A 23,935-nucleotide genomic window follows, 5' to 3' on the forward strand; every position below is an offset into this window, starting at 1 on the left:
GCGGCAGCCAGTTGAGGGAGGACTGCCGCCCCGAGTGGGGTTAGGAAGGATAAGTAATGTCAGACGCTCCGCCGGGACGGTGCGCCGCGATTTCGATGCAAATGCCGGATACGGTTTTTCAGTTGCGCGCGAAGTTTTTTGAGCGACCCGACGCGTTCCAGATTGCCGTGCATCCGGGCGATCTGGTCATCAAGTTTCTGATGCTTGCGGATGAGGCTGCTGAGATGATTGTCCATTGCCATGCCTTTCCGTCCCTTTTCGCCAATTGCACGGTTGATATTGCATGCACCTGTTGATATTTCCAATCGAATGAAATCAAATCATTCAATAGATAATGTCTATATAACGAGAGGCCCGTGCCATGCCCACATTGCGTCAGTTTGAATATCTTGTTGCCGTTGCGGACAACCGCCATTTCGGGCGGGCGGCACAGGCTGCCGCCGCATCGCAGCCGACCCTGAGTCATCAGCTGCGCGCGCTGGAGGCACGGCTGGGCGTCACGCTGGTTGAACGCCGGACCCATGGTGCGGAACTCTCGCCCATCGGCCGCGAAATTGCCGAGCGCGCCAGACAGGTGCTTGTCGAAGTCAAGGATATCCGGGATCTCGCCGAGCGGGCGAGCGACCGGCTGGCGGGAACGTTACGTTTCGGCGTGTCGCCCACGCTCGGACCCTATCTTATGCCGCCGGTAATTGCCGGATTGCACCGGTCGCAACCGGACCTGCGCTTTTACATGCGCGAAGGTATTCCCGACCTGCAGGCCATGGAGCTGGTCAAGGGTTCGATCGACATGCTGCTCGGACCCTTGCCGATCGAGGGTGAAAATCTCACCATCGAGCCGCTGTTCCGGGAGCCGCTGATCCTGGTTGCACCGCCCGACCATCCGCTCGCTGGCAAGGGGACGATCAAGCAGGCCGATCTGGCAGAAACTTCCGTGCTGAGTCTGGATCGCCGGCACCATCTCCACCGGGATGTCGCAGAGCAATGTCGGCAGAATGGCATGATCTTGTCCCGGGATTATGAAGGGACCAGTCTCGACAGTGTGCGGCAGATGGTCGCCTCCGGACTGGGGCTGGCGATTTTACCGGCGCTCTATGTCCGGTCGGAAATTTCCCGCGGCGGAGATGTGGCCCTGCTGGAGGTGGAAGGCTGGAAAGCAACACGCAGTATCGGCGCAGCGTGGCGAACCGGTGCCGGTTTTGCCGATGAATATCTGGTGGTCGCGCGGAAAATTGCCGAAGAAGCAAATGTCTTGCTGAGCGAAGCCAGCCATGCCGATCGATCTTGACCTGCTGATCAAGGCCTATGGTTCGGGCATTTTTCCCATGGCCGATGCCCGGGATGATCCCGAAATTTTCTGGGTTGAACCGAAAACCCGTGCGGTTCTGCCGCTGGACGGATTTCACATGTCCCGGTCCCTGCGCAAGGTCATTCGGGCTGACCGGTTTCGGGTGACGGCAGATACCGCTTTTGCGCAAGTGATTGCGATCTGCGCCGAGACCGCAGATGATCGCCGCGAGACATGGATCAACGGCCAGATCGAGGAAGCCTTTCTTGCCCTCCACGCGCGCGGACAGGCGCACAGTATCGAATGCTGGCAAGCCGGTCCTGAGGGTGACGAGGAACTGGTGGGTGGTTTGTACGGACTGGAACTTGGCGGGGCATTTTGCGGGGAAAGCATGTTCTCGCGCACGCGCGATGCCTCCAAGGTGGCCCTGGCATGGCTGGTCGCGCGGTTAAAGATTGGCGGGTTTCGGCTGCTCGACTGTCAATTCATGACTGACCATCTGGCATCCCTGGGTGCCGTGGAGATCAGCCAGGAAGAATATCTGGAACGGCTCAAGGCCGCACAGGTTCATTCGTCACCGGTATTTTCGGCGATCAGATCGCCAATCAGGTCTTCTGGTTCTTCAGCCGGTGTCGGTGCGAGCACCGGGGCAACCGGTGGCTGGGCAGGCGACGGGGAAACGCTCGAAGCCGTATCGCCATCCCCGGCCGCATCATTCTCTGCGCTGGATGAGAGGTTGACCGCATTGGAGGATGAAGATCGGGGCGCGGTCGGATTGGTAGAATCTTCCGGCGGATTTTCTTCACCCGGGAAGCTCATTTCGCATCTTTTGACCCAGACGTCATAGATCGGATGCTCCACCACATTGAGTGACGGGGATTCCCGGAACAGCCAGCCGGAAAACACCTGCTTCCACTCATCGTCACCCGCGCGCGTCGAAGGGCGGTCATTGACCAGGAGCTGGACAAAGGCGCCCTGTTCGGGCGTCAGCTCCCACGGTGCGGTCCGTTCGCAGGCGCGCAGGCGGACAATGGCCCGCCCAATCCGCACGGACTGGCCAGGACGCAATTCCAGATCGCGTGTCAGACCATTGCGCTTGTTGAGAAATCCGAGCGTGGCGACCCGCTCTGCCATCGGTGTGCCAATCTGTTCGGTGACCGGCTGAACCAGCTCTTCGTCCGTTGCCGCCACTTCGGCTTTTTCCGCCGCCTGGCCTATGGCGCGTTCTTCGACATCATCACTGCTGAACAGGCCGCATCCGCCGAGCAGAGCGATCGGCAGAAAAAGCAGGATGCGGGATTGCTTCATTCCGCTTCGGCCGGATTCCATGGTTCATAGTCTCCGGTCGCGGCAGCACGCCGTCCGCCGGATTCCAGTGCGCCAGCGGGTCGATAGGCCTCGGCAGTTCCGGTCAGGTTGCCGGTTGGCGCTTTTTCCCAGATCCGCGGCTGCGGCAAATGGCTTTCGGGAATCTCGTCATAACTGTGGTGCAGCCAGCCATGCCATTCCGGTGGCACCCGGCTGGCATCATTGGCGCCGTCATAAATGACCCAGCGCCGCTGAAAATTGCCTTCGGCCTTTTTGGCCTGAAAATAGCGATTGCCAAATATGTCTTCGCCGACCTGCTCGCCTTTGCGGGCCGTGAACAGCGAGGTACCGATGGTTGCGCCATCCCACCATGTGAATATCTTGCCTAAGAGTCCCATGCGAAGTCGCTTAGCGTCAGGGCGGGGGTGTCCGCAATTAAAAAATGCGCCCGTTCCGGCGGAACGAGGCTGGAGATCTTCCGATCGGTTATTTCAGCCAGTCGACCCGGTCACCCGGTTGCAGCGACAGTTCCGCCGCACGTCCGCCAGCAAGTTCGAGCACCGCCGCCACCGGCTCACCGGACTGCACGGGTTCGAGTGAATAGGGCGTTGCCCGTGCCGCGATCGATTCAATCGTGCCGTCGCTGCGGATGAAAATGATATCCAGCGGAATGACCGTGTTTTTCATCCAGAAACTCGCCATTTTCTCTGTCGGGAATGGGAAGAGCATGCCCTTGTCGGGCGCCAGTTCGGTGCGAAACATCATGCCGCGAGCCTGCTGTTCCGGGCTCTGCGCGAGTTCCACGGTGAACCGGTGCGTCTGGTCACCGGACGTGATGGTCAAGGGTGCGAGTTCCAGACCAGCCTCGGACAGCCTGGCTTCAGCTGCCGGGCTCGCTGCAGCTGACTCGCTGCTCTGGGCATTGCAGGCAGTGACGGACCCTAGCGCCACGCACATGGCGGACAGGCGAATCAAGCGGACAGGAGCTTTCATGGGTTGAGAGCTATCACTCGCCAGCGGAAGGGGGAAGGCTGACCTGTACGGCCATATGCCCGCGTTCGCCATCACTGGTCCGCACCATCAGGGCCTGGCCGGGAAATACTTCGGTTAGCCCCGCATCGCGCAGGGTTTCCATATGAAGGAAGACATCACCATTAAGATTTTCTGCGATCAGGAATCCATAACCCTTTGCGCGATTGAACCATTTGACCTCGGAGCGGACGAATGGCGTACTGTCGTCGTCCACGACATGGATGGCCCGGCGTTTGGTTTCCGGTGCCTGAAGATCCTGGGTGACCGCATGTTCCGGGATCTGGACATCCAGAATACGGGTTGCCTGCAAGCCTTTCGGTGCTTCGACATATTCGCAGGTGACGGTTGCCATTTCCGGCAGATCGCGCCGACCGAGCGGTTCCAATATGGTCCAGTGGACGAGAATATCCTGGCCCAGCATGCCGTCTGCCGGTGATTCCTCCGGGACGATGAACCCGAATCCACGATGGCAATCGAACCATTTGACGGTCCCGGTCGCTTCCATCGTCTGCAACCCGGGATCCCGGCTGTCATCAACAGGACTGTCCGTGACACTGTCACCTGAATGTGCGGGATCTGCAACTAAGCTGGTCACCAAACGCCTCCGAAAACCATAACCGACTAAAGATGAAGAGACTCGGAGAGCCTTCACCGCAAATTCAATAACATATTCTCTGCAAAATGGCGATTCCATGGGTGATTTACCCAGTGTAATCCTGATCCTCGATGTCTTCTCCCGGTGCTGCATTGACAAAACGCGCCGCGATATCAAATCCGTGGCCCGCCCGGAGGAAGGCCTGCAACTGTTTGCGCCGGGTGTCAGGGTCGCGGATTTCCGAGGCATAGGGCCCGATCGATTTCTTGCGGGCAAAGGTCCGCGCAGCTTCCCATTTTCGGGCTTCTCCGACGGCCAAGGCGTCGGCATCATCTCCTTCGGCAATGCCCGCCTGATACAGCGCCTGTGAGATTCGCCGCTTGCCGTAACCCCGGGAACTCAGCGCCGCGGCCTTGTTTTTCGCGAACAGGGCATCGTCAATATATCCCAGCTCCGCGAACTTTACGACCAGGCCGTCAATGTCCGCCGATTGCTCCCCGTCCCATTCCCGTTCCCGCAATTTGCGGTGCAGATAGGCTTTCAGTTTGTGACGCGTGGTGGCGTAGCGGCTGACATAGCGCAAAGCGAGGTCTTGCAACCCAGTCTGGTTCAACGGTTTGACCCTGTTTTTCAACGCTTTGGCTCTCGAAAACTGTGATTGCCCTTTTTGTGCCACAGTCGAGCCGAAATTTAAACGTCACTTGCAATCAATAGGGGCCCAGCATGAGAATAATTGCCATATCTGGCTCCTGCAGGGCCGGACGGGCGCATGTCTGGATAAATGAGGATTTTTTGAAGGCTGGACCTTCTGGAAAGTGGATTTTGAATGACCGATCTGACGCCAACCCCCACAACAGATAACCACCCCCGAATTTTTGCCGATTTCGAGACGCTCGGCGACGCGCTGGACTATGCTGCCAGAGGGCAGAAGGGCTTCAATTTTCATGACGCCCGGGCGACCCTTGTGAGGGTTTATCCCTTTTCGGAGCTGCGTGAAGATGCATTGGCCGCGGCGCATCGGCTGATCGCTTTCGGCGTCACCCCAGGCGACCGGGTGGCCTTGATTGCCGATACCGAACCGCAATTTTGCGCGCTGTTTTTCGGAGCTATTTATGCCGGCGCCCTGCCGGTCCCGCTTCCGTTGCCGACCTCGTTCGGAGGCAAGGAGAGCTATGTTGACCAGATCGGCGTCCAGCTCGACAGCTGCGATCCCTGCATATTGCTGTTTCCTGACGAAATTACCGAACTGGCCAGCGCTGCCGGGGAATCGCGGGATATTCCGGTTTTTGGCTGGGACAAGTTTGCCGAACGCGATGCGCCGGAAGGGGAGTTGCCAAAAGCGAAGGGCAGCGACATTGCCTATCTCCAGTATTCCAGTGGTTCGACGCGTTTCCCGCACGGCGTTGCGGTGACCCATACCGCGTTGCTCCACAATCTGGGCTCCCATGCGCATGGCATGCTGATTGACGGTAATGACCGCTGCGTTTCCTGGCTGCCCTTCTATCATGACATGGGACTGGTTGGCTGTTTCCTGTCGATGGTCGCCAATCAGGTGTCCACCGATTATCTCAAGACCGCCGATTTTGCCCGGCGGCCGCTGTCCTGGCTGGACCTGATCTCCCGCAACAAGGGAACATCCTGCAGCTTCTCGCCGACCTTCGGCTATGAAATATGTGCGCGGCGGATTGGCAGCCAGTCCAATGTCAAGGAACGGTTTGATCTCTCCCGCTGGCGGCTGGCCGGCAACGGGGCCGACATGATCCGGCCCGATGTCATGCAGCGCTTCACCGATGCATTTGCACCGGCAGGATTTGATGCGAAAGCTTTCCTGCCGAGCTATGGGCTTGCGGAAGCAACGCTGGCGGTGACGCTGATGCCGCCGGGCGAAGGCATGGAAGTCGAGCTGGTTGAAGAGACCGATCTTTCCGGCGACGAACCGGCGGGCGGCAATCGGCCGAAACGCTATCGTGCCATTGTCAATTGCGGCAAGCCTGTACGTGACACACTGCTCGAAATCCGTGAAGAAGATGGATCGGTCCTGCCCGAGAAAACGGTCGGCAAGGTCTGGATGCAAAGTCCCTCGGTCATGGAATGCTATTACCGGGATCCCGAAGCAACCGCGGCCTGTCTGGTCGACGGGTGGCTCGACACCGGAGACATGGGCTATCTGTCAGACGGCTATCTCTATGTTGTCGGCCGGGCGAAGGACATGATCATTATCAACGGCAAGAATCACTGGCCGCAGGATATTGAATGGGCGGTCGAGCAATTGCCCGGTTTCAAGGCTGGCGACATCGCCGCCTTCGCAATCACCACCCCGGGCGGAGAAGAAACGCCGGCCGTGCTGGTTCAGTGCCGCACGTCGGATGAAATCGAGCGCTTACGGTTGCGCGACGAGATCCGGGAAAAAGTGCGGTCGATTACCGGCATGAACTGTGTGATCGAGCTGGTTCCGCCGCGGACACTGCCGCGCACCAGTTCCGGCAAGTTGAGCCGCGCAAAGGCGCGTAATCTTTACCTTTCCGGCGATATCCAACCCTATGCAATTGCAGCCTGACGGTGGTTAACGCAGAGGTTAAGGTAAGTTAACAATTTGGGGCCGGAAAAACTGGGTCATCCTTACGTTTCGATAAGGTTTTCGGCGTAAGGGACAATCCGTGGAAGAAAAAGTGTCTCAATCCGGATTGCCCCGGGATATCCCGCTGCGTGTGCTGATCGGCCTGGCCGATCCCGAAGGCGTGGACTGGGGCCGTATCCGTGCGCTGCAGTTCGAGGGTGTTCGCCAGCATGACATGGTGAAAATCATCGGATCGACAGTGTGCGGTGCCCTGGCTGTCCAGATCGCTGCGGCGAGCGTCGGATGGCTGGCGGCCGGGCTGTGGTTTGTCGCGCTTTGTGGCCTCTATTTCTACAGCCACCTCACCTTCAAGAAGCAGGCACTCTGGCAGCGCAAGAGCATCGATTTGCGGGACACCACGATCGCGCATCTCTTCTCTGCAGCAGCCGGGGGGATCTGGGGTATCGGTTTTGTCACGCTTGCGTTGTTTGGCGATCAGGCGGCCATGATGAACCTCTGGTCGATCATGATCTGTCTGATGGTCGGGTCCGCGATGATGCTCTCCGCTATTCCCCTGAGCAGTCTGCTCTATATCGGGATTAGCGGCGGCGCGATGATCTTTGGCTGGTATCATGTCGGCAGCTTCCAGATGACGCTGGGGTCCATGGCGATCACGGTGTTGCTTCTGTCCTCCTGTCTGATGACGGGCCGGTCGTTCATCTACCGCAAGGTCGCCGAAGCGCATCTCAACGAGAAAAGCGAAGTGGTGAGCCTGCTGCTCAAGGAATTTGAGGATACCGGGGCCGACTGGCTGTGGCAGACCGACACCTCGCGGCGCATTGCCCATGTGTCTCCCCGCTTTGCGCATGCGCTGGGGATGACGCCGGAAGAAATTGACGGGAAACCATTTTTGCAGCTGGTTGCGGGTCAATCCTGGGACACCGGGAAGTTCCCGCCGGCTTTGCATGATCTGGCGGAAAAGCTGAAACGGCGGGACAGTTTCAGCAACATGATGGTTCCGGTACAGATTCGCGGCGAGACCCGCTGGTGGGAATTGTCTGCTTCACCCAAGCTCGACGACAGCGGAGTGTTCCACGGTTTCCGAGGGGTCGGCTCCGACGTGACCGAGCAACGCGAGTCCGCCGACAAGATCTCGCACATGGCGCGATTTGACACTTTGACCAGCCTGCCCAACCGTCTGCAGCTGACCGAAACGCTGGGCAAGGCCATGCAGAATTCCGACAAGTGGAACGGCCGCTGCGGCTTCATGATGATCGATTTGGACCGGTTCAAGGCGGTCAATGATACGCTGGGCCATCCGGTCGGTGACCGTCTGCTGGCCCGCGTCGCGGACCGTCTGCGTTCGATCATGACCGACAACGAACTGTGCGGCCGGCTTGGCGGTGACGAATTCGCCATCGTGATCCGCGATGCCAGCGACTCCCAATATACCGAGATGCTCGGCAAGAAGATTATCGAGACATTGTCACGTCCATATGAAGTGGATCAGCACACGCTCTATATTGGCGCCAGTGTCGGGACAGCCATTGGCCCGCGCGATGGACGGACGGTGGAAATGCTGATGCGCAGCGCCGACCTTGCACTCTACCGGTCGAAGGACCAGGGCGGCGGCGCGCACAATCAGTATGAGCCCAAATTGCACGTCCATGCCGAAGAGCGCCGGGTCATGGAAATTGCCCTGCGCAAGGCGCTCGACAATGAAGAGTTTTCACTCAACTACCAGCCAGTGGTCAGCGCCGATACTGGCGGAGTCATGGGATTTGAGGCGCTGCTGCGCTGGACCAATCCGGAATTTGGCGTTGTCTCGCCGGCCAAGTTCATCCCGCTGGCCGAGGATGCGCGCCTGATCGTCCCGATTGGCGAATGGGTGATGCGCACGGCCTGCAAGGAAGCGATGAACTGGCCCTCGACGGTCAAGGTCGCGGTCAACGTGTCGGCCGACCAGCTGAGTGATCCCAATTTCCTCGACATGGTCGTGTCGGCACTGCAGGACAGCCAGCTGCCCGCGCAACGTCTCGAGATTGAAGTGACAGAGAGTATTTTCATGCGCGAGGGAACCGGCGCAACCGAAGTTCTCGACCAGATTATCGCGCTGGGCATCAACCTCTCGCTGGATGATTTCGGTACCGGCTATTCTTCGCTCGGCTATCTGCGGAAAACCCGGTTCACGACGATCAAGGTCGACCGCAGCTTCGTCCAGGGCGCGGCCAAGAAAGTTCCGGAAAGTCTCGCAATCATTCGTGCCGTTGTGGCAATGGCCGACAGTCTCGGCATGTCGACGACGGCGGAAGGCGCCGAGACCGAAGAAGAGGTCAAGATGATTCAGAAGCTCGGTTGCCGGAAGATTCAGGGCTATTATTTCGGACGGCCGATGGCGCCGCATGATGCGCTAGACCTGTTCCGCAATTTCGATCCGGACGCCGTGTCTCAGGATGACCGTGCCGCCTGATTGCAGAAGCTAACCTGGTCAGCCCCTGGCGATTCGTTTTTCAATACCCCGCCAGATTTTGGCAAAGGCCTGCGCGGCTGGCCCATTGGGCGAAAAATCTCCTACCGGCCGCTTGAGCTTGGTCATCCGTTCGATGTCGCTCGACATGGGAATGACCGGCCACTTGCGATGTTTGTCCAGCGTGTTCTTGTGGATGGTCCGGCGTCGGTCCACCATGGTGTAGACCGGCAGCAGTGGCGCGTGTTTCCGGCCGGTGGAGTCGAGAAACAGCTGAACGTCCTTCAGGGCGCGCTCTGACAACGGAGAGGGGATGACCGGGACAATCACATAATCGGCATTGCGCAGGATCTGTTCGCTGGTTTCGGTCAGACCGGGCGGGCAGTCGAGGATGATCCGGTCATAGTCTTTCGCGAGTCCGCGCAGAATTTTCCCCATATGCTTTTTGCGGTTGATTTCAAAAAACAGCCGGTCGAGCCCGCGCAACGACACATCAGCGGCGAGCAGATCGAGATTGTCATAGGCCGTCGGCTTGATCAGCTTGCCGGCTTTGACATCACCCGCAATCATGGCTCGTGCGCGATCCTTTTTGACCTTGTCGCCCTTGAGAATGAAAGACGCTGCGCCCTGGGCATCGAGGTCCCAGAGCAATGTCCGTCGCGCGCTCTGTGTGGCACTGCTCCAGGCCAGATTGACGGCGGTGCAGCTTTTGCCGACGCCACCCTTCATGCTGTAAACTGCGATAACGGCCATGGATGCAAACTCGAAAACTATGTGTCAAACGGGTTCGCCGAAAATGGTCCGACAGTCAGAGAATATCGTGGACCAGATCCTGCGGCCGGCACAACCGGACCCCTTTGTCCGTTTCAACCAGCGGCCGGTTGATCAGAATGGGTTCCCGGGCCATCGCCTCCAGAATCTGGTCGGCAGTGGCATTCTCGTCTGTCAGCCCAAGCTCTTCGGCGGGCGAACCGCGCACCCTTAGGCCCTCCTGCGGGGTGATACCAGCATCGCGATAGAGTTGTTCCAGCTTGGTACGGCTCGGCGGTTGCTTGAGATATTCGACAACGGTCAGGTCCACGCCCGGTGTCTCCTCCAATATGGCAAGGGTTTTGCGGGATGTCCCGCATTTCGGATTGTGCCAGATCGTCGCTTTCATTGGGTTCTCCCTGAGGTTCGGCTGTTGCCAAAAAACACCATGTGCACAGATCTTCAAGGAAAATCATGAGCAGGACAGATTTTGATTGCTCTTGAGAATTATTATCAATACGAGACGGTCTTGTTGAGAACGAATCGCAAATAAATTGCAAAGTGGGGAATATCTATATGTCCAAGATCAATATGCTGTCTTTCATGCTGGCGACAACGATGCTGGTGCCAGCGGCAGCTCATGCTTCCGATGCGGCTGCAGATCAGGGCAAATCCGATATCCTGGTGGTCGGCGAAGTGCTGTATTCAGATCAGGTGAATTCACTCAAGACGCCGACCCCGATCATTGACGTCCCGCAGAGCCTGTCCATTACAACGGCCGACCAGATAGCCCGGCGTGGCTTCACAAGTGTTGGCCAGATTGTCGACTACACGCCGGGTGTCAATAATTCGCAAGGAGAGGGGCACCGCGATGCAGTGGTGTTCCGCGGTGTACGCTCTACCGCAGACTTCTACATTGATGGCGTGCGCGATGATGTCCAATATTACCGTGGTCTCTACAATCTGGAGCAGGTCGAAATCCTGCGCGGGCCCAATGCCTTGCTGTTCGGACGTGGCGGCACCGGGGGAATCCTGAACCGTGTCACCAAGAAAGGCACCATTGGCGAGACTTTTGGTGGCGGTCAGGTTTCGCTGGATACCTTCGGGGCGTTTGACATCCAGGCAGACGTGAATCTGGCGGCCGGCGAGAATGTCGGCATCCGCCTCAATGCGGCTTATGAGAGCCTCAACAATCACCGGGATTTTTATGATGGCGACCGCATTGGTATCAATCCGACAGTGCGGTTCCTGCTTGGCGAAAGGACAACGTTCGATCTGTCATACGAATATGCCGATCACGAGCGGTTTGTTGATCGTGGCATCCCAACCGGCATAGATGGCCGCCCGGTTGAAGCTTTTGAAGACATCGTGTTTGGCGATGCCGAGCTCAACTTCACGACGCTGGAAGCCCATCTTGTCCGCGCCAATCTGCAGCACGAGTTTTCCGAGAATGTCAAAGGCAATTTCAGCGCTTTTTACGGCGATTATGACAAGGTCTATTCCAACTTCTATGCCTCGGCCTATAATCAGCTCGCCACGCCGGATGACGTGACCACAGACGGTTATATCGATGCGACCCAGCGCGAAAATCTGATCCTTTCGGGCAATCTGATCGGAGAGTTTGATACCGGCAATATTCATCACACATTGATCGTCGGTGGAGAATATATAAACACGTCATCCGATCAGAACCGCTTCAATGCATTCTGGGACCAGACACAGGATGACAACGAGATTTTCTCGATCGCACGTCCGCTCAATTTTCGCGGTGGAGTGGGGGTCAACGCTCTCGGACAGACCACCACCAACGATTTCACTGTAGATATCAATGATGATACGCGCGTCTCGATCGATGTGCTGTCCTTTTACATCCAGGACGAAATCAAGCTCACCGACTGGCTCAATATCGTTGTCGGCGGCCGGTTCGACAGTTTCGATATTGAAGTCAATAATGTCGTGGCAAGCGAGATTCGCAATCGCAAGGACGAAGAATTCAGTCCGCGTGGTGGTATCATTATCAAGCCGGAGGAGAATATCTCCATCTATGCGAGCTACAGCGAGAGCTTCCTGCCGCGCTCCGGAGAACAATTCGCCAACATCAATGGCAACAATGATGCACTGGCACCCAATACTTTCACCAATCTGGAAGCCGGGATCAAATGGGACTTTCAGCCGGGGCTCAGCCTGACGGCTGCGGTCTTTGATATTGAACAAAGCTCACCGCAGCCCAATGACAATGATCCGGCGACTCTGGATGTCATCGACTCCAATATTCAGGGCTTCGAGCTGCAATTGCAGGGCCAGGTGATGGATGGCTGGTTCATTTCCGCCGGATATAGTTTCCTGGACGGCGTCCAGGTCGATGCATTCGGCAATGACGGTTTGCGTCCGCGGGAACTGCCCGAAAACATGTTTTCGATCTGGAATCAGGTTCAGGTAACCGAACGTTTCGGTATCGGAGTGGGCCTCACACATCAGAGCGAGAGCTTCATCACCAACGGCAATGTGACCTATACAGGCCTTAACGGTGACACGGTAACAACCCGCGCGATACTTCCTTCCTATACCCGTATCGATGCCGCGGCCTATTATGATGTTTCGGAAAATCTCCGACTTCAGGTCAATGTCGAAAATGTGACCGACACGCTCTACTTCCCGACGTCGCACAGCACACATCAGGCGAGTGTCGGGGCGCCGCTCAATGCCCGCTTCACGATCAGCGGGCGCTTCTAGACGATCGTTCTGTTTCATACCGGGTGCCGACCGCTCCCTTCCCTGGACCCCCTGACGGCGGGCCCGGCATGATCAGTGGGTGGTGGTCGTGAGCTGCAATCCGACGGCACCGATCAGGATCAGCGCGATAAACAGAAATTGCAGAAAGGCGAGCCTTTCGTCGAAGAAAAACACGCCGATGACGGTAATGGCGACGATCCCGATTCCCGACCAGATCGCGTAAACGACGCCAACGGGCAGCACCTTCAGTGCCGGAGCCAGAACCCAGAAGCAGGCGGAATAGCAGGCGATCGACAGAACACCCCAGTGCCATTTGGCAAATCCGTCGGACAGTTTGAGCAATGTGGTGGCGACAATCTCGAGGGCGATTGCGATGGCCAGATACCCCCATCCGCTCATGGCTCTGTCCTCAGTCTTTGGGGGTCAGTGCCGGGACGGCCTTCGCCGCATCTTCCGGATCTATGCCTGGTGGCGGGGCAGCGCTCAGCACATCATCGCCGCTGGCCAGCCGCGCGGCGCGCTGGATCGCCTCGCGGATGCGCGGATAGGTTCCGCAGCGACAGACATTGTTGATCGCCTCGTCAATATCCGACTTGCTCGGATCCGGATTTTTTTTGATCAGCACGGCGGCGGCCATGATCATTCCGGACTGGCAAAAGCCGCATTGCGGGACATTTTCTGCCGCCCAGGCCTGTTGAACCGGATGGCTGCGGTCACGGGACAGGGCTTCGATCGTGGTCACGAATCGGCCCTCCAGTTCGCCAATTGTCACCAGACAGCTGCGAATGGCTTCGCCGTCAATCTCGACCATGCAGGCGCCGCAATCGCCGGTCCCGCAGCCATATTTGGTTCCGGTGAGATTGGACGCATCGCGCAGCGCCCAGAGAAGCGGCGTGTCTTCGTCCATGCGATATTCGACCGGTCGGTCATTGACGGTAAATCTGGTCATGGGCTCCCGTCCGGCATTTCTGGCCGGTTTCAGATCATGCTTTGGTGAATCCTAGCCGGTTGCCGATATCGACACAAGTTTGGCATCCGTGACCGACATATTCACTCCCGCCAGCTTTTGTCCTGCTGATCGACCAGCCGGACCATGGCATCAAATTCCGGGACACCCATCATCGCGGGATCAATCGCGGTTTCGGACAGGCTCTCGACATGTTTGCGGATCACCTCTTCGCCGATCATGATCGGCTTGCCCATGGCCATTGTCTGCATCTGGATTTCGCAGGCCCGCTGCAAGACCCAGTGATCGAGAAATGCCTGTTCCAGGGTCCGGCCCATGACCACCGGGCCATGATTTTCCAGCATCATCATCCGCTTGTTGCCCAGGCTGGCCAGGAAGCGCGGGCCTTCGTCGGCATGGACCGTGACACCTTCGAACTTGTGATAGGCGAGGCGAGGGACCACGGCCGCAGCATAGAAATTGACCGGCTGCAGACCGCCTTCGACAGACCCGACTGCCATGGTGGCGGTGGTATGGGTGTGAATGATGGCATGCACTTCCGGCAGTTCGCGATGAAACAGGCTGTGCTGGGTGAAGCCGGCCTTGTTGACCGGAAATGTCGATCCGTCGAGCGTGTTGCCTTCAATATCGATCTTGACCAGTGTCGACGCGGTCACTTCACTGAAATGCAGCCCATAAGGATTGATCAGAAAGGCTTCGTCTTCCCCGGGAACCTTGAGCGTGATGTGGTTGAAGATCATCTCGTCCCAGCCGAGATAGGCAAAGATCCGGTAGCAGGCGGCAAGCCGCTGGCGGGCTTGCCATTCTTCTTCGCTGCAGCTGGATTGCACATTGATTGCCGTTGCCATGAACATTCTCCTCGACTCGTCATTTTTGGTCCGTTGACAAACCTATATAGATTGCGGGGAAAATTGCGAATGCAAAGGCTTTTGCAATTGGCTGGAAATCCGGGAATACTTGCCCGGAAAAACTTGCCAAGTCCGGGGGAAATTGGTAAGCGGCCTGCAATTGTGGAGAAACGATTCTTCTGCAAACCCTTTTTAATGGCTATTCTCTTTTACGGCCGGTTGTTGTTTTTCCGGCTGCACAAGCAGTTTTGCCGCGATATTTTGAACGGAGTTACTCAGTCTTATGCAAATCATGGTGCGCGATAATAATGTTGATCAGGCCCTGCGGGCGCTCAAAAAGAAGCTGCAGCGCGAGGGCGTTTATCGTGAGATGAAATTGCGTCGGCACTATGAAAAGCCGTCCGAAAAGCGTGCCCGCGAAAAAGCGGCCGCCGTACGCCGCGCCCGCAAGATGGAGCGCAAGCGGATGGAGCGTGACGGAACCATCTGAGTTCGCGCACGAATTTCCCGGAAATACCCTGACATCAGGAAACCCATATGTCCGTAACCACCGTTCCGATCCGCCCGATTGAAAAAGGCACACTGACGAAAATGTGGATCGGAATTGCGCTGGTGGTGCTCATCGGAGCGGCGCTCGCCTGGTTCGGAACGCGTGAAGCCGTCGAGAACGGCGCAACGGACGAACAGTTTCTGGCGATGAATGCGGACAAGGATGGCGTGGAAACCACAACGTCCGGACTGCAGATCCAGACCATCAAAGCTGGTGAAGGGCCCAATCCGGTAGCCACCGACATCGCGCGCGTCGTATATACCGGCACATTGCGCGACGGAACGGAGTTCGACACCAGTATCGGTCGAGGGCAACCCGAAGATGCTGCGGTTTTCCCGGTCGGCGGTGTTGTGCCGGGCTTCTCCGAGGCGCTGCAGAAAATGCAGAAGGGCGGCGAATATCGCATCTGGATCCCGGCCGAGCTCGGCTATGGTGAAATTTCTCCGGGTCCAGAAATTCCGGCGAACAGCCTGCTGATTTTTGATGTGACCCTGGTGGATTTCATCTCCCAGCAGCAAATGCAGATGCTCCAGCAGCAAATGCAGCAACGCGAAGGCGCGCTGCCCCCGGGTCGGTAATCGCGGTTCGCTGGTTGAATCGAACAGAAGCTCAAGCTTGCTAGGCTCCAGTCGTTTTCATTAGACATCAATAGTTCGTGTAATTTGCCGACCTAGAGCCGCTCCGCCTGGGCGACCGCATCGGATGCGCGCAGGGCGGACAGGATGCGCATCAGGTGATGCACATTGTGGACCTCCAGATCCACTTCAAACGTGTGAAACGGGGAGTCGCGATTGGTCATTCGCAGGCGCAGGATATTGGCGTTGTGGAAGCCGAAGATCCCGGCCATCTCGGCCAGCGTTCCGGGCTTGTCGTGAAGAACAACCGCAAGACGAGCCGCCGCTCCATCTGAACCCTGACCCCAGCTGAGATCCACCCAGTCGGCGTCGACCCCGTCCGCCAGCTGCATGCAGTCAATCGCATGCACTTCGACATTCTCGCCACTTCGGCGCAGCCCGACAATCCGGTCCCCCGGCACCGGATGGCAGCATTCCGCCAGGGTGAAGGCCACGCCAGGCGTCAGCCCTTTGATCGAAATCGCCCGGTCCTGCTCCGGCCATTCCCGGTCATCGTCATTTTCGTTTGCGCTGCCGGGCATCAGCGCTTCCATGACTTCCCGGTCGCCAATGTCGCGGGTGCCGATCGCCAGCATCAGTTCGTCATCATCCTTCAGTTTCAGCCGCTTGAGTGCCGCTTTCAGGGCTTTTTTTCCGACTTTTCCGGGAAGGCGTTCGATAATCTCGTCATAAAGTTTGGTGCCGATCTCGATCAGTTCGTCCCGCTCCTTGTACCGGACAAATCGGCGGATAGCCGCCCGGGCCTTGCCGGTGATGACAAAGGACAGCCAGCCGGGCTGGGGTTCCTGCCCGCCGGATTTCAGAATTTCCACAACATCGCCGTTGGTCAGCTGGGTCCGAAGCGGGACATGGCGACCGTTCACCTTCGCGCCGACGGCCTGATTTCCGAGATCGGTATGCACCGCATAGGCGAAATCGACGGTGGTCGATCCTTTCGGCATCTGCAGCAAGGTGCCCTTTGGCGTGAATGCAAAGATACGATCCTGGTACATTGCCAGTTTGGTGTTCTCGAGCAATTCCTCGGCATCTTCCGCATGGTCGAGAATTTCGATCAGATCGCGGATCCAGCCCGCCTGGCCATCGGGTCCGCCGCCCTGCTTGTAGGCCCAGTGTGCCGCCAGACCATATTCATTGTCCCGGTGCATCCGTTCTGACCGGATCTGGATTTCCACCCGCATATTGTCGCCGTGCATGATCGTCGTGTGGATCGAGCGATAGCCGTTGCGCTTGGGCGTGGAGATATAGTCCTTGAACCGGCCCGGCACCATTTTCCACTTTTCGTGCAATATGCCGAGTGCCCGGTAGCATTCGGCGCTATTGTCGGTGATCACCCGAAATGCCATGATGTCGGTCAGCTGCTCAAAGCTGACATGGCGTTCCGCCATTTTCTTCCAGATCGAATAGGGGTGCTTTTCGCGACCGCTGACTTCCGCTGCCAGGCCGCCGCTGGACAGGGCTTTCTGGATCGAACCGGCGATTTTCTCGACCTTGCCTTCATCCCCTTCCTTGATCGCTTTCAGCCGGCCGGTGATTGTTTCATAGGCTTCCGGTTCCATGTGCCGGAACGCCAGCAGCTGCATCTCCCGCATATATTCATACATGCCGATGCGTTCGGCGAGCGGCGCATAGATATCCATCGTTTCGTGAGCGATCCGTTTGCGCTTGGCTTCGCTTTTGATGAAATGCAGCGTGCGCATATTGTGCAACCGGTCGGCCAGCTTGACCAGCAGCACGCGGATATCATCTGACATGGCGAGCAGAAATTTGCGCAGATTTTCGGCCGCCCGCTCGTCATCGGTCTGGGCCTCGATTTTCGACAATTTGGTGACCCCGTCGACGAGCCGCGCAATATCTTCGCCAAACAGCTTGCTGATCTCATCCACCGTCGTCAGCGTGTCTTCCACCGTGTCGTGCAGCAGCGCGGTCACGATGGTCTGCTGATCGAGCTTGAGATCTGTCATCAGTCCCGCCACCTCGATCGGGTGGCTGAAATAGGGGTCGCCACTGGCCCGCTTTTGCGAACCGTGTTTCTGAACCGAAAAGACATAGGCCCGGTTGAGCAGATCTTCATCTGCATCCGGATCATAGGAGCGCACACGCTCGACCAGTTCATATTGTCTCAGCACCGGTTCAGGTTGCTGTTCTTTGGGCGGATGAGCAACAAAAAAAAGCGCCGATACCGGTTCTGTTTCCCAAGGAGCGGGCAAACATGTGGTATCGGCGCCCCCGATTGCGGGGAAGTTCTGACCCGCCGTGAAACCTGGCCCAGTTCAGGGGAGGATCACTACGGGATTGGCTGGCGGGTCAGTATGGGGTGAGAAAACTCATTTGTTGCACCTGGCGAGGGCTTCGGCGTCCATCGCTTCGCCCTTGTAGCTGAACGATTCCAGTGGCCCAACCTTGCGAGCGAGCTTGGCACAGACACTGCGTGCGGATGAACTGCTTTTCGTTCCCTTGCACTCGGTTGCGGCACAGCGGATGACCGTCCCGCGGATAATGTGGTTGGCGGCTTCGACCGGAGCGGCGAGTTCGGCTGTATAAACGATAGCGTTGGAGCGCGCCGATGCGGTGCTGGCGGTGAACAGGAGGCCGGTCGTGATCGCTGCAGCGAAAAGAGTGACGAGCGAACGGGAAGGGCTTTGGGAGAGAAGCATGATTTTTCCTTTCTTCAATCATTCATTGGTGGCCGGTAGCTGGTGGCCTGGGAGAGAAAATTACCGTTTGCAATTTAGGTTGCGAATCAGTACCTAGTTCAATAGGTTTTAAGTTGCAACTAAAAACTTATATTTTTTTTTGGGTTTCAGGAAAACTCGGCTAGGTGAGGCATATGGACAAATTAACGGAAAATCTGTCGGATCTCGGGTCAGGCTGCAGTCTGCCAATTTCTCTGGAAGTGATCGGCGAGCGCTGGTGCTTCATGATTTTGCGGGCGTCGTTCAATGGCGTGAAACATTTTGAGGATTTTCTCAGCGAAATCGGAATCGCGCGGAATATCCTGGCAAATCGGCTGACCCGGCTGGTCGAGGCCGGTATCATGTCACGCCGGCCCTGTGATCATGACAAGCGCAAGGTGGAGTATCGGCTCACCGACAAGGGCGCCGAGTTGCTGCCGACCATTGTGTCCATTCGCCAGTGGGGCGAGAAATGGGAAACCGGCGTGCCGTCAAACCCGGTACTGGCGGATGCGCGTGACCGCAAACCGATTACCGCCATTTCGATCCGCGCGCATGACGACCGGGTGCTGGGCCTTGATGATCTGTGCTGGATTGACGAGACCGAACTGCGCGATCATGACTCGGGCGACTCCGAAGACCGCCAGGACCTCAATGTCCGTCATCTCAAAGAGATTAACGAACCTTCCGCCGCCTGAATCCCGACCTATTCGCTGCCGACTGACGCGTAAATGCTGTTGATGGGCCGCTCGAACACTTTGCGGACGATCGGTTCGAAAAACTCCAGCGGGGCGCTTTCATAACTGGCGTCAAATGCCGTCTGGTCATATTTTTCGCAAAATTCTGCACAGTCTTCAAAATGTTCGTGCCCGCGAAACGCCTCGCGCATGTCGCGGTCCTGCCCAAGATGATGGAAGAAATAATAACCCTGAAAAATGCCGTGCTTTTCGGTGATCCAGTGCAGTTTCTCGCTGACAAAGGGCTTCAGGATCGCTGCGGCAATATCGGGATGGTTGTACGTTCCCAGAGTATCGCCAATGTCGTGCAGCAACGCCATCACGACATAGTCATCCGGTTGCCCGTCACGATGCGCGCGTGTCGCCGTTTGCAGGCTATGTTGCAGACGATCGACAGGAAATCCGCCAAAATCGCCATCAAGAATTTTCAGATGTTCGAGAACCCGGTCCGCCACTTTGCTCGCAAAAGGCTTGAAATGGCCGGAAATGATTTCCCAGTCTTCCTTTGTGCCTTTGTCCATCGCCGGAAATTTGGCTTTCATTTCGTTCGGGCCGCCCATGTCGCTCTCCTTGTCTTTATGTCTTTTCCAGCATGCATATGGCACATGCGCAGGTTTTGGAATGCAAAGCAATTGACATTCCCGCGTCCGACGGGACGCATTTGCGGATTTTTCCCAAGTTTACGGGATTCTTTCCCAATCGGCAATGGGCCGCTATAGGAGAGGCAATGGCCGTCATAGAAATTCGTCCCCAACCGTTTTTTGGCAACAAGAACCGTGCATTCTGGAATCTGCAATCTGCGGGCTGGGCCGGTGCGCTGATCCTTCGCGGGCTTTCGGGCATTGCCAATGGCCAGCCGCTGAGTTTTCTGGTTCCGGTCATCATCTCCACGATCACCGGCTATTCGATCACATTGCTGTTGTCGGTCATCTACAAGAGCCTGATCCACCGCAAACCGATCGTTACCTGGGGCTCGACGATCGCGGTGCTGATTGCCGCTGCCGCGCTGTTTGCCTTTATTGATGCCTGGGTCTTCCTGATCCAGAATCCGGCAACGGAAAGCGGCTTCGGTACCCTGTTTCTTGGTGCCTTCTTCCTGGATTTCACTATGCTCGGGGCCTGGTCGGCGCTCTACTACGCGATCAATTTCTTCCTCCGGGTGGAGGAACAGAATGACCAGTTGATGCGGCTGGAAACCCAGGCGACACGGGCACAGCTCGCCATGCTGCGCTATCAGCTCAATCCGCATTTCCTGTTTAACACGCTGAACAGCATTTCGACGCTGGTGCTCCTGCGCCAGACCGAACCGGCCAATGCGATGCTGTCACGCCTGTCGTCCTTTTTGCGGCACACGCTGGTCAATGAAGTCCACAGCCGGGTCACGCTGGCGCAGGAAGTGGAAACGCTGCATCTCTATCTCGATATCGAGAAAATGCGGTTTGAAGACCGGCTGCGTCCGCATTTTGAAATTGATCCGGCAGTGCGGGATGCGCTGCTCCCATCGCTGTTGCTCCAGCCACTGGTGGAAAATGCGATCAAATATGCCGTAACCCCCATGGAGAGCGGCGCCGACATATCGGTCATCGCCAGTCTGGAAGGCAAACGGGTGCGGATAAAGGTTTCGGACACCGGCCCCGGAATGAACGGCCCGATTGATAAATCCACCAAATCTACCGGCGTGGGATTGGGCAATATTCAGGAGCGATTAAACCAGGCTTATGGAGAAGACCATGAATTTGACATTGTCTCTTCGGCTGGCACCGGGTTTTCTGTGATCATCGCGATTCCTTTTGAAACACGGGAACAGATCGAGCGGGAGGCGGCAGAAGAAACTAGTTCGGATACGCAAATCAGGAATGAAGCAATTTTTGGGGAGCATACCAGTCAGGTCGACCATGAAGGGGAGACGGTGGCATCACCGGCTTTGGCGACGGTACAGCACAAGGAAGTGAATTCATGACCATCAAGGCAATATTAGTCGACGATGAAAAACTGGCCATCCAGGGCCTTCAGATCCGTCTCGAGAAATATGAGGATATCGAGATTATCGACACGTGCAGCAATGGCCGGGAAGCGATTCGCAAGATCAAGACGCTGAAACCCGATCTGGTTTTCCTCGACATCCAGATGCCGGGATTTGACGGGTTTTCGGTTGTGCAGGGTGTCATGGAAATCGAGCCGCCGCTGTTCATTTTCGTCACCGCCTATGCCGACCATGCCGTCCGGGCCTTTGAAGCTGAAGCGATTGACTATCTGGTCAAGCCGGTGGAACCGGACCGGCTGGCCGATGCCATGGACCGGGTTCGCAAGCGGCTAACCGAAAAGCGGGGCACCGAAGAAATCGAAAAGCTGAAATCCGTGCTCAGTGAAGTGGCGCCCAATGCGATGGCGGATATCGAAAATGCCGAAGAGCCTGCTGCGTCCAGCCGCTATGAAAAGCTGATCAATGTGAAGGATCGCGGGCAGATTTTCCGGGTGGATGTTGACACGATCGAACGGATCGACGCGGCTGGCGATTATATGTGCATCTATACCGCCGACAACAGCCTGATCCTCCGAGAAACCATGAAGGATCTGGAGAAACGCCTGGACCCCCGACATTTTCAGCGGGTTCACCGCTCGACCATCGTTAACCTCAGCCAGGTCCGCGAGGTCAAGCCGCATACCAATGGCGAATGTTTCCTGATCCTGGGATCAGGGGCGCAGGTCAAGGTCAGTCGCAGCTACCGGGATGTCGTCGCACGTTTTGTGCATTGATGGCGTGATCAGTCACGGCGGCTGGCGAAGAAGTCCGTGAGCAGAAGTGCGGAAGCCTTTTCTTCCAGCCCGCCGTATATTTCCGGCCGATGGTGACATGTGTCTGCGTTGAAAAACCGGACGCCGCTTTCCACAGCTCCGCCCTTGGGATCGCTCGCCCCATAGTAAAGGCGACGGATGCGGGCGTGGGCAATGGCGCCGGCACACATCCCACAGGGTTCGAGCGTGACCCAGAGATCGCAGTCTTCAAGACGGTCGGTACCCAATGTGCGAGCCGCGGCGCGAATCGCGACGATTTCGGCATGGGCACTGGGATCATGCCCGGTACGCGTCAGATTATGGCCCCGGCCCACGATTTCGCCCCTGCGGACGACAACGGCGCCCACCGGCACTTCTCCGGCCTGCTCCGCTTCGCGCGCCAGAGTGAGGGCGTCTGCCATGTACGAAGTGAAGCTTTCGCGTGCCATATCCTGCGCCTAGCGTGATGTTGCGGTCCTGACCAGTGGGTAGAAGCAAGCCAAATATTCCCGCCGCCATGCTTGACGAACCGCCGTTTTGCAGTTAGGTGCGCTGTCTTTCCCGCGTGGGAATCACTCACTAACAAGAAATTGGACTGAAGCGATGTCGCGAATTTGCGAACTGACAGGTAAAACTCGGCTGGTAGGCAATAATGTGTCGCACGCCAAAAACCGCACGAAAAAGACCTTTCTGCCCAATCTGCAGAATGTGACCCTGCTGTCCGATACGCTCGGCAAGGGCATCAAGCTGCGCGTTTCGACTCACGGCCTGCGTTCGGTCGAACATGTGGGTGGTCTCGACAACTGGCTGCTGAAAACCGCGGATGACAAGCTCAGCCTGCGCGTCCGCCGCATCAAAAAGGAAATCGCGAAGAAACAGGCCGCTGCCTGAGCGATTATTGCTTGCCTTCTGGCTGGCCACTTTTTTCAGACTGCAGAAACGAAGAGCCGGGGCCTTCCCCGGCTTTTTCGGTTTTTGGTGCCGCCCTTTTCTTCGTCGGCCGCTTGCGGCCCTTGAGCAAACGGAATTTTAGCAGGATGGTTTCCTGAATCGCCTGGAAATTGTCGTCAGACGCGATCCAGATGATTGTTGCCGGTTTGCCTTCATGCATTTCCTCGCTGACCGCCAGTGCTTCCATATTGTCGACTTTCATCGGCGGCTTGAGCAGCGCGATGCGCCGGGACGTCCAGACTTCGCCCGCAGCTATTTCCCCGGGGTCCCCTATGGACAAGATGGCCGAGACTCCCTGCAGAGGGGTAAATCGCCGATGCAACAGCAAGGCGGAACCGTCCGGCAAAAGAGTGGCATCCGTCAGGCGATAGCCTTTCGGTGGCTGATAACCGAACAGTTCTGAATCGGTGCCAGGTTCAGATGGATCGCCATCAAAAATCAGCGCCTGTGAACCGCCTTTTTCATATTCTGCAGTTTCCGAGAAGACCAGATATCTCCCGTCAGGCAGCCTGAGCATGGCCTCGGCGCCTCCATTGATCGGCCATTTTGCCATCGCCGGCACACGCCACATGGATTCCTTGCGGGCAAAGGCGCGGCTGTAGCGCCAGACACCATGCTGGCGTTCGAACCCGACCCAGAAACGCTGTGTCTCCGGGTCATATAGCAGTGATTCGGCATCCCAGTTCAGCCTGGCGTGCGGATTTTCTTTCGGTGGCCCGTCGGGCAGAGGGGCTATGAAGGGTCGCTCCGCCCGGTTCAGTTCGGCATTCAGCGTGAATCCGATCAGCACCCCGGCGTCACTCAGCATGAAAAACCGGTCCTCTGGCAGCAAAAGCATGGCGGAGACCCCGCCGAATCCCGAATTTTCGCTGGTCAGTTTCCAGCCGCCGAGAAAGGCCAGTCGCCCGGTTCTGTTGCGTTCCGGACTGGAGGCATCAAATTCGACCGGTTGGAGGTTAATGATCTGGCTGTCATTCGGCGGCGGCGGGGGGCCGTGCACATAGGTCACGGGGACAAGGAAAAATATCAGGGAGAGGCAGGCCAGAATGCGGATCACTTTCCGGGCCATA

Annotated in this window: 26 protein-coding genes and 1 pseudogene; 11 read left to right on the plus strand and 16 right to left on the minus strand. The window is 57.3% G+C overall.

The window, feature by feature from the left end; translation table 11 throughout:
* Window positions 1-59: 59 nt before the first annotated feature.
* On the minus strand, window positions 60-236 hold the full coding sequence (locus BUQ90_RS17535) for an HP1242/YdcH family protein (protein ID WP_204244736.1): 177 nt from the start codon (window positions 234-236) through the stop codon (window positions 60-62).
* Between the two features lie 125 nt (window positions 237-361).
* Between BUQ90_RS17535 and BUQ90_RS05275 the strand changes: the two genes are divergently transcribed.
* Together BUQ90_RS05275 and aat are read left to right on the plus strand one after the other, a co-directional pair.
* Complete coding sequence (locus BUQ90_RS05275) at window positions 362-1,288, plus strand: hydrogen peroxide-inducible genes activator (protein WP_074204029.1); 927 nt, start codon at window positions 362-364, stop codon at window positions 1,286-1,288.
* Window positions 1,272-2,135 carry a leucyl/phenylalanyl-tRNA--protein transferase gene (gene aat, locus BUQ90_RS05280; RefSeq protein WP_074204030.1) on the plus strand — a complete coding sequence of 288 codons (864 nt, stop codon included), beginning with the start codon at window positions 1,272-1,274 and terminating at the stop codon, window positions 2,133-2,135. The genes BUQ90_RS05275 and aat overlap by 17 nt, the downstream gene beginning before the upstream one ends.
* Before the next feature lie 35 nt (window positions 2,136-2,170).
* Here the strand turns inward: aat and BUQ90_RS17945 are convergent.
* The 5 genes and pseudogenes from BUQ90_RS17945 to BUQ90_RS05305 form a co-directional block, all read right to left on the minus strand.
* A pseudogene (locus BUQ90_RS17945) lies at window positions 2,171-2,617 on the minus strand (DUF2155 domain-containing protein); the annotation flags it as partial.
* Window positions 2,593-2,994: an NADH:ubiquinone oxidoreductase subunit NDUFA12 gene (locus BUQ90_RS05290; RefSeq protein ID WP_074204032.1), complete on the minus strand. Its 402-nt coding sequence runs from the start codon at window positions 2,992-2,994 to the stop codon at window positions 2,593-2,595. The pseudogene BUQ90_RS17945 and the gene BUQ90_RS05290, both read right to left, overlap by 25 nt.
* Before the next feature lie 88 nt (window positions 2,995-3,082).
* Window positions 3,083-3,589: a DUF192 domain-containing protein gene (locus tag BUQ90_RS05295; protein WP_074204033.1), complete on the minus strand. Its 507-nt coding sequence runs from the start codon at window positions 3,587-3,589 to the stop codon at window positions 3,083-3,085.
* Window positions 3,590-3,602: 13 nt separating this feature from the next.
* Complete coding sequence (locus tag BUQ90_RS05300; protein WP_074204034.1) at window positions 3,603-4,223, minus strand: cold-shock protein; 621 nt, start codon at window positions 4,221-4,223, stop codon at window positions 3,603-3,605.
* Between the two features lie 106 nt (window positions 4,224-4,329).
* Window positions 4,330-4,836 (minus strand): regulatory protein RecX, encoded by a 507-nt coding sequence (locus BUQ90_RS05305; RefSeq protein ID WP_239447354.1) that lies wholly within the window; start codon window positions 4,834-4,836, stop codon window positions 4,330-4,332.
* 213 nt (window positions 4,837-5,049) lie between these two features.
* Between BUQ90_RS05305 and BUQ90_RS05310 the strand changes: the two genes are divergently transcribed.
* Together BUQ90_RS05310 and BUQ90_RS05315 are read left to right on the plus strand one after the other, a co-directional pair.
* Window positions 5,050-6,780, plus strand: coding sequence for a fatty acyl-AMP ligase (locus BUQ90_RS05310; RefSeq protein WP_074204036.1), 1,731 nt, complete (start codon window positions 5,050-5,052; stop codon window positions 6,778-6,780).
* Window positions 6,781-6,880: 100 nt separating this feature from the next.
* Window positions 6,881-9,250: a putative bifunctional diguanylate cyclase/phosphodiesterase gene (locus BUQ90_RS05315; protein ID WP_239447355.1), complete on the plus strand. Its 2,370-nt coding sequence runs from the start codon at window positions 6,881-6,883 to the stop codon at window positions 9,248-9,250.
* Between the two features lie 18 nt (window positions 9,251-9,268).
* Here BUQ90_RS05315 and BUQ90_RS05320 read toward each other — a convergent pair whose 3' ends face one another.
* Complete coding sequence (locus tag BUQ90_RS05320; RefSeq protein ID WP_074204037.1) at window positions 9,269-10,000, minus strand: ParA family protein; 732 nt, start codon at window positions 9,998-10,000, stop codon at window positions 9,269-9,271.
* Window positions 10,001-10,055: 55 nt separating this feature from the next.
* The gene (gene arsC, locus BUQ90_RS05325; RefSeq protein ID WP_074204038.1) at window positions 10,056-10,406 is read right to left on the minus strand and encodes an arsenate reductase (glutaredoxin); all 351 of its coding nucleotides are present in this window, start codon (window positions 10,404-10,406) and stop codon (window positions 10,056-10,058) included.
* A 167-nt stretch (window positions 10,407-10,573) separates the two neighbouring features.
* Here arsC and BUQ90_RS05330 point away from each other — a divergent pair, with 167 nt between their 5' ends.
* Complete coding sequence (locus tag BUQ90_RS05330) at window positions 10,574-12,730, plus strand: TonB-dependent receptor (RefSeq protein ID WP_204244737.1); 2,157 nt, start codon at window positions 10,574-10,576, stop codon at window positions 12,728-12,730.
* A gap of 72 nt (window positions 12,731-12,802) precedes the next feature.
* Here BUQ90_RS05330 and BUQ90_RS05335 read toward each other — a convergent pair whose 3' ends face one another.
* From BUQ90_RS05335 to BUQ90_RS05345, 3 genes are all read right to left on the minus strand, one after another.
* Window positions 12,803-13,129, minus strand: a complete 327-nt coding sequence (locus BUQ90_RS05335; protein ID WP_074204039.1) for a DMT family transporter — start codon at window positions 13,127-13,129, stop codon at window positions 12,803-12,805.
* Window positions 13,130-13,139: 10 nt separating this feature from the next.
* Complete coding sequence (locus BUQ90_RS05340) at window positions 13,140-13,679, minus strand: (2Fe-2S)-binding protein (protein ID WP_074204040.1); 540 nt, start codon at window positions 13,677-13,679, stop codon at window positions 13,140-13,142.
* A gap of 101 nt (window positions 13,680-13,780) precedes the next feature.
* Complete coding sequence (locus BUQ90_RS05345; RefSeq protein WP_074204041.1) at window positions 13,781-14,545, minus strand: class II aldolase/adducin family protein; 765 nt, start codon at window positions 14,543-14,545, stop codon at window positions 13,781-13,783.
* 283 nt (window positions 14,546-14,828) lie between these two features.
* Between BUQ90_RS05345 and rpsU the strand changes: the two genes are divergently transcribed.
* Both rpsU and BUQ90_RS05355 read left to right on the plus strand, forming a co-directional pair.
* On the plus strand, window positions 14,829-15,035 hold the full coding sequence (gene rpsU, locus BUQ90_RS05350) for a 30S ribosomal protein S21 (protein WP_074204042.1): 207 nt from the start codon (window positions 14,829-14,831) through the stop codon (window positions 15,033-15,035).
* 47 nt (window positions 15,036-15,082) lie between these two features.
* On the plus strand, window positions 15,083-15,673 hold the full coding sequence (locus BUQ90_RS05355) for an FKBP-type peptidyl-prolyl cis-trans isomerase (RefSeq protein WP_074204043.1): 591 nt from the start codon (window positions 15,083-15,085) through the stop codon (window positions 15,671-15,673).
* 92 nt (window positions 15,674-15,765) lie between these two features.
* Here the strand turns inward: BUQ90_RS05355 and BUQ90_RS05360 are convergent, their stop codons facing one another.
* Both BUQ90_RS05360 and BUQ90_RS05365 read right to left on the minus strand, forming a co-directional pair.
* Window positions 15,766-17,856, minus strand: coding sequence for a RelA/SpoT family protein (locus BUQ90_RS05360; RefSeq protein ID WP_074204905.1), 2,091 nt, complete (start codon window positions 17,854-17,856; stop codon window positions 15,766-15,768).
* Window positions 17,857-18,054: 198 nt separating this feature from the next.
* On the minus strand, window positions 18,055-18,384 hold the full coding sequence (locus BUQ90_RS05365) for a CC_3452 family protein (RefSeq protein ID WP_074204044.1): 330 nt from the start codon (window positions 18,382-18,384) through the stop codon (window positions 18,055-18,057).
* A gap of 173 nt (window positions 18,385-18,557) precedes the next feature.
* On the opposite strand from BUQ90_RS05365, the gene BUQ90_RS05370 reads away from it, so the two are divergent.
* Window positions 18,558-19,100, plus strand: a complete 543-nt coding sequence (locus BUQ90_RS05370) for a winged helix-turn-helix transcriptional regulator (protein ID WP_074204045.1) — start codon at window positions 18,558-18,560, stop codon at window positions 19,098-19,100.
* An 8-nt stretch (window positions 19,101-19,108) separates the two neighbouring features.
* Here the strand turns inward: BUQ90_RS05370 and BUQ90_RS05375 are convergent, their stop codons facing one another.
* On the minus strand, window positions 19,109-19,699 hold the full coding sequence (locus BUQ90_RS05375; RefSeq protein WP_204244738.1) for an HD domain-containing protein: 591 nt from the start codon (window positions 19,697-19,699) through the stop codon (window positions 19,109-19,111).
* 167 nt (window positions 19,700-19,866) lie between these two features.
* Between BUQ90_RS05375 and BUQ90_RS05380 the strand changes: the two genes are divergently transcribed.
* Together BUQ90_RS05380 and BUQ90_RS05385 are read left to right on the plus strand one after the other, a co-directional pair.
* On the plus strand, window positions 19,867-21,099 hold the full coding sequence (locus BUQ90_RS05380) for a sensor histidine kinase (protein ID WP_084192632.1): 1,233 nt from the start codon (window positions 19,867-19,869) through the stop codon (window positions 21,097-21,099).
* Window positions 21,096-21,896, plus strand: a complete 801-nt coding sequence (locus BUQ90_RS05385; RefSeq protein ID WP_074204046.1) for a LytR/AlgR family response regulator transcription factor — start codon at window positions 21,096-21,098, stop codon at window positions 21,894-21,896. Before BUQ90_RS05380 ends, BUQ90_RS05385 begins: the two co-directional genes overlap by 4 nt.
* Before the next feature lie 8 nt (window positions 21,897-21,904).
* Here the strand turns inward: BUQ90_RS05385 and BUQ90_RS05390 are convergent, their stop codons facing one another.
* The gene (locus tag BUQ90_RS05390) at window positions 21,905-22,363 is read right to left on the minus strand and encodes a nucleoside deaminase (RefSeq protein WP_074204047.1); all 459 of its coding nucleotides are present in this window, start codon (window positions 22,361-22,363) and stop codon (window positions 21,905-21,907) included.
* Between the two features lie 154 nt (window positions 22,364-22,517).
* Here BUQ90_RS05390 and rpmB point away from each other — a divergent pair, with 154 nt between their 5' ends.
* On the plus strand, window positions 22,518-22,805 hold the full coding sequence (gene rpmB / locus BUQ90_RS05395; RefSeq protein ID WP_074204048.1) for a 50S ribosomal protein L28: 288 nt from the start codon (window positions 22,518-22,520) through the stop codon (window positions 22,803-22,805).
* A 4-nt stretch (window positions 22,806-22,809) separates the two neighbouring features.
* On the opposite strand, the gene BUQ90_RS05400 is transcribed toward rpmB, so the two are convergent.
* Complete coding sequence (locus tag BUQ90_RS05400) at window positions 22,810-23,922, minus strand: esterase-like activity of phytase family protein (protein WP_159437031.1); 1,113 nt, start codon at window positions 23,920-23,922, stop codon at window positions 22,810-22,812.
* Between the last annotated feature and the right edge of the window lie 13 nt (window positions 23,923-23,935).

The organism is Parasphingorhabdus marina DSM 22363 (genome assembly GCF_900128895.1).
Classification (GTDB): Bacteria; Pseudomonadota; Alphaproteobacteria; order Sphingomonadales; family Sphingomonadaceae; genus Parasphingorhabdus; species Parasphingorhabdus marina.

Excerpts from the sequence above, each read along its gene's own strand:
- BUQ90_RS05365 (WP_074204044.1), bottom strand. The coding sequence starts at position 18,384 with ATGCTTCTCTCCCAAAGCCCTTCCCGTTCGCTCGTCACTCTTTTCGCT.
- BUQ90_RS05375 (WP_204244738.1), bottom strand. The coding sequence starts at position 19,699 with ATGGGCGGCCCGAACGAAATGAAAGCCAAATTTCCGGCGATGGACAAA.
- BUQ90_RS05275 (WP_074204029.1), top strand. The coding sequence starts at position 362 with ATGCCCACATTGCGTCAGTTTGAATATCTTGTTGCCGTTGCGGACAAC.
- BUQ90_RS05320 (WP_074204037.1), bottom strand. The coding sequence starts at position 10,000 with ATGGCCGTTATCGCAGTTTACAGCATGAAGGGTGGCGTCGGCAAAAGC.
- aat (WP_074204030.1), top strand. The coding sequence starts at position 1,272 with ATGCCGATCGATCTTGACCTGCTGATCAAGGCCTATGGTTCGGGCATT.
- BUQ90_RS05290 (WP_074204032.1), bottom strand. The coding sequence starts at position 2,994 with ATGGGACTCTTAGGCAAGATATTCACATGGTGGGATGGCGCAACCATC.
- rpsU (WP_074204042.1), top strand. The coding sequence starts at position 14,829 with ATGCAAATCATGGTGCGCGATAATAATGTTGATCAGGCCCTGCGGGCG.
- BUQ90_RS05355 (WP_074204043.1), top strand. The coding sequence starts at position 15,083 with ATGTCCGTAACCACCGTTCCGATCCGCCCGATTGAAAAAGGCACACTG.
- arsC (WP_074204038.1), bottom strand. The coding sequence starts at position 10,406 with ATGAAAGCGACGATCTGGCACAATCCGAAATGCGGGACATCCCGCAAA.
- BUQ90_RS17535 (WP_204244736.1), bottom strand. The coding sequence starts at position 236 with ATGGACAATCATCTCAGCAGCCTCATCCGCAAGCATCAGAAACTTGAT.
- BUQ90_RS05335 (WP_074204039.1), bottom strand. The coding sequence starts at position 13,129 with ATGAGCGGATGGGGGTATCTGGCCATCGCAATCGCCCTCGAGATTGTC.
- BUQ90_RS05310 (WP_074204036.1), top strand. The coding sequence starts at position 5,050 with ATGACCGATCTGACGCCAACCCCCACAACAGATAACCACCCCCGAATT.
- rpmB (WP_074204048.1), top strand. The coding sequence starts at position 22,518 with ATGTCGCGAATTTGCGAACTGACAGGTAAAACTCGGCTGGTAGGCAAT.
- BUQ90_RS05380 (WP_084192632.1), top strand. The coding sequence starts at position 19,867 with ATGGCCGTCATAGAAATTCGTCCCCAACCGTTTTTTGGCAACAAGAAC.
- BUQ90_RS05340 (WP_074204040.1), bottom strand. The coding sequence starts at position 13,679 with ATGACCAGATTTACCGTCAATGACCGACCGGTCGAATATCGCATGGAC.
- BUQ90_RS05385 (WP_074204046.1), top strand. The coding sequence starts at position 21,096 with ATGACCATCAAGGCAATATTAGTCGACGATGAAAAACTGGCCATCCAG.
- BUQ90_RS05330 (WP_204244737.1), top strand. The coding sequence starts at position 10,574 with ATGTCCAAGATCAATATGCTGTCTTTCATGCTGGCGACAACGATGCTG.
- BUQ90_RS05295 (WP_074204033.1), bottom strand. The coding sequence starts at position 3,589 with ATGAAAGCTCCTGTCCGCTTGATTCGCCTGTCCGCCATGTGCGTGGCG.
- BUQ90_RS05390 (WP_074204047.1), bottom strand. The coding sequence starts at position 22,363 with ATGGCACGCGAAAGCTTCACTTCGTACATGGCAGACGCCCTCACTCTG.
- BUQ90_RS05345 (WP_074204041.1), bottom strand. The coding sequence starts at position 14,545 with ATGGCAACGGCAATCAATGTGCAATCCAGCTGCAGCGAAGAAGAATGG.
- BUQ90_RS05370 (WP_074204045.1), top strand. The coding sequence starts at position 18,558 with ATGGACAAATTAACGGAAAATCTGTCGGATCTCGGGTCAGGCTGCAGT.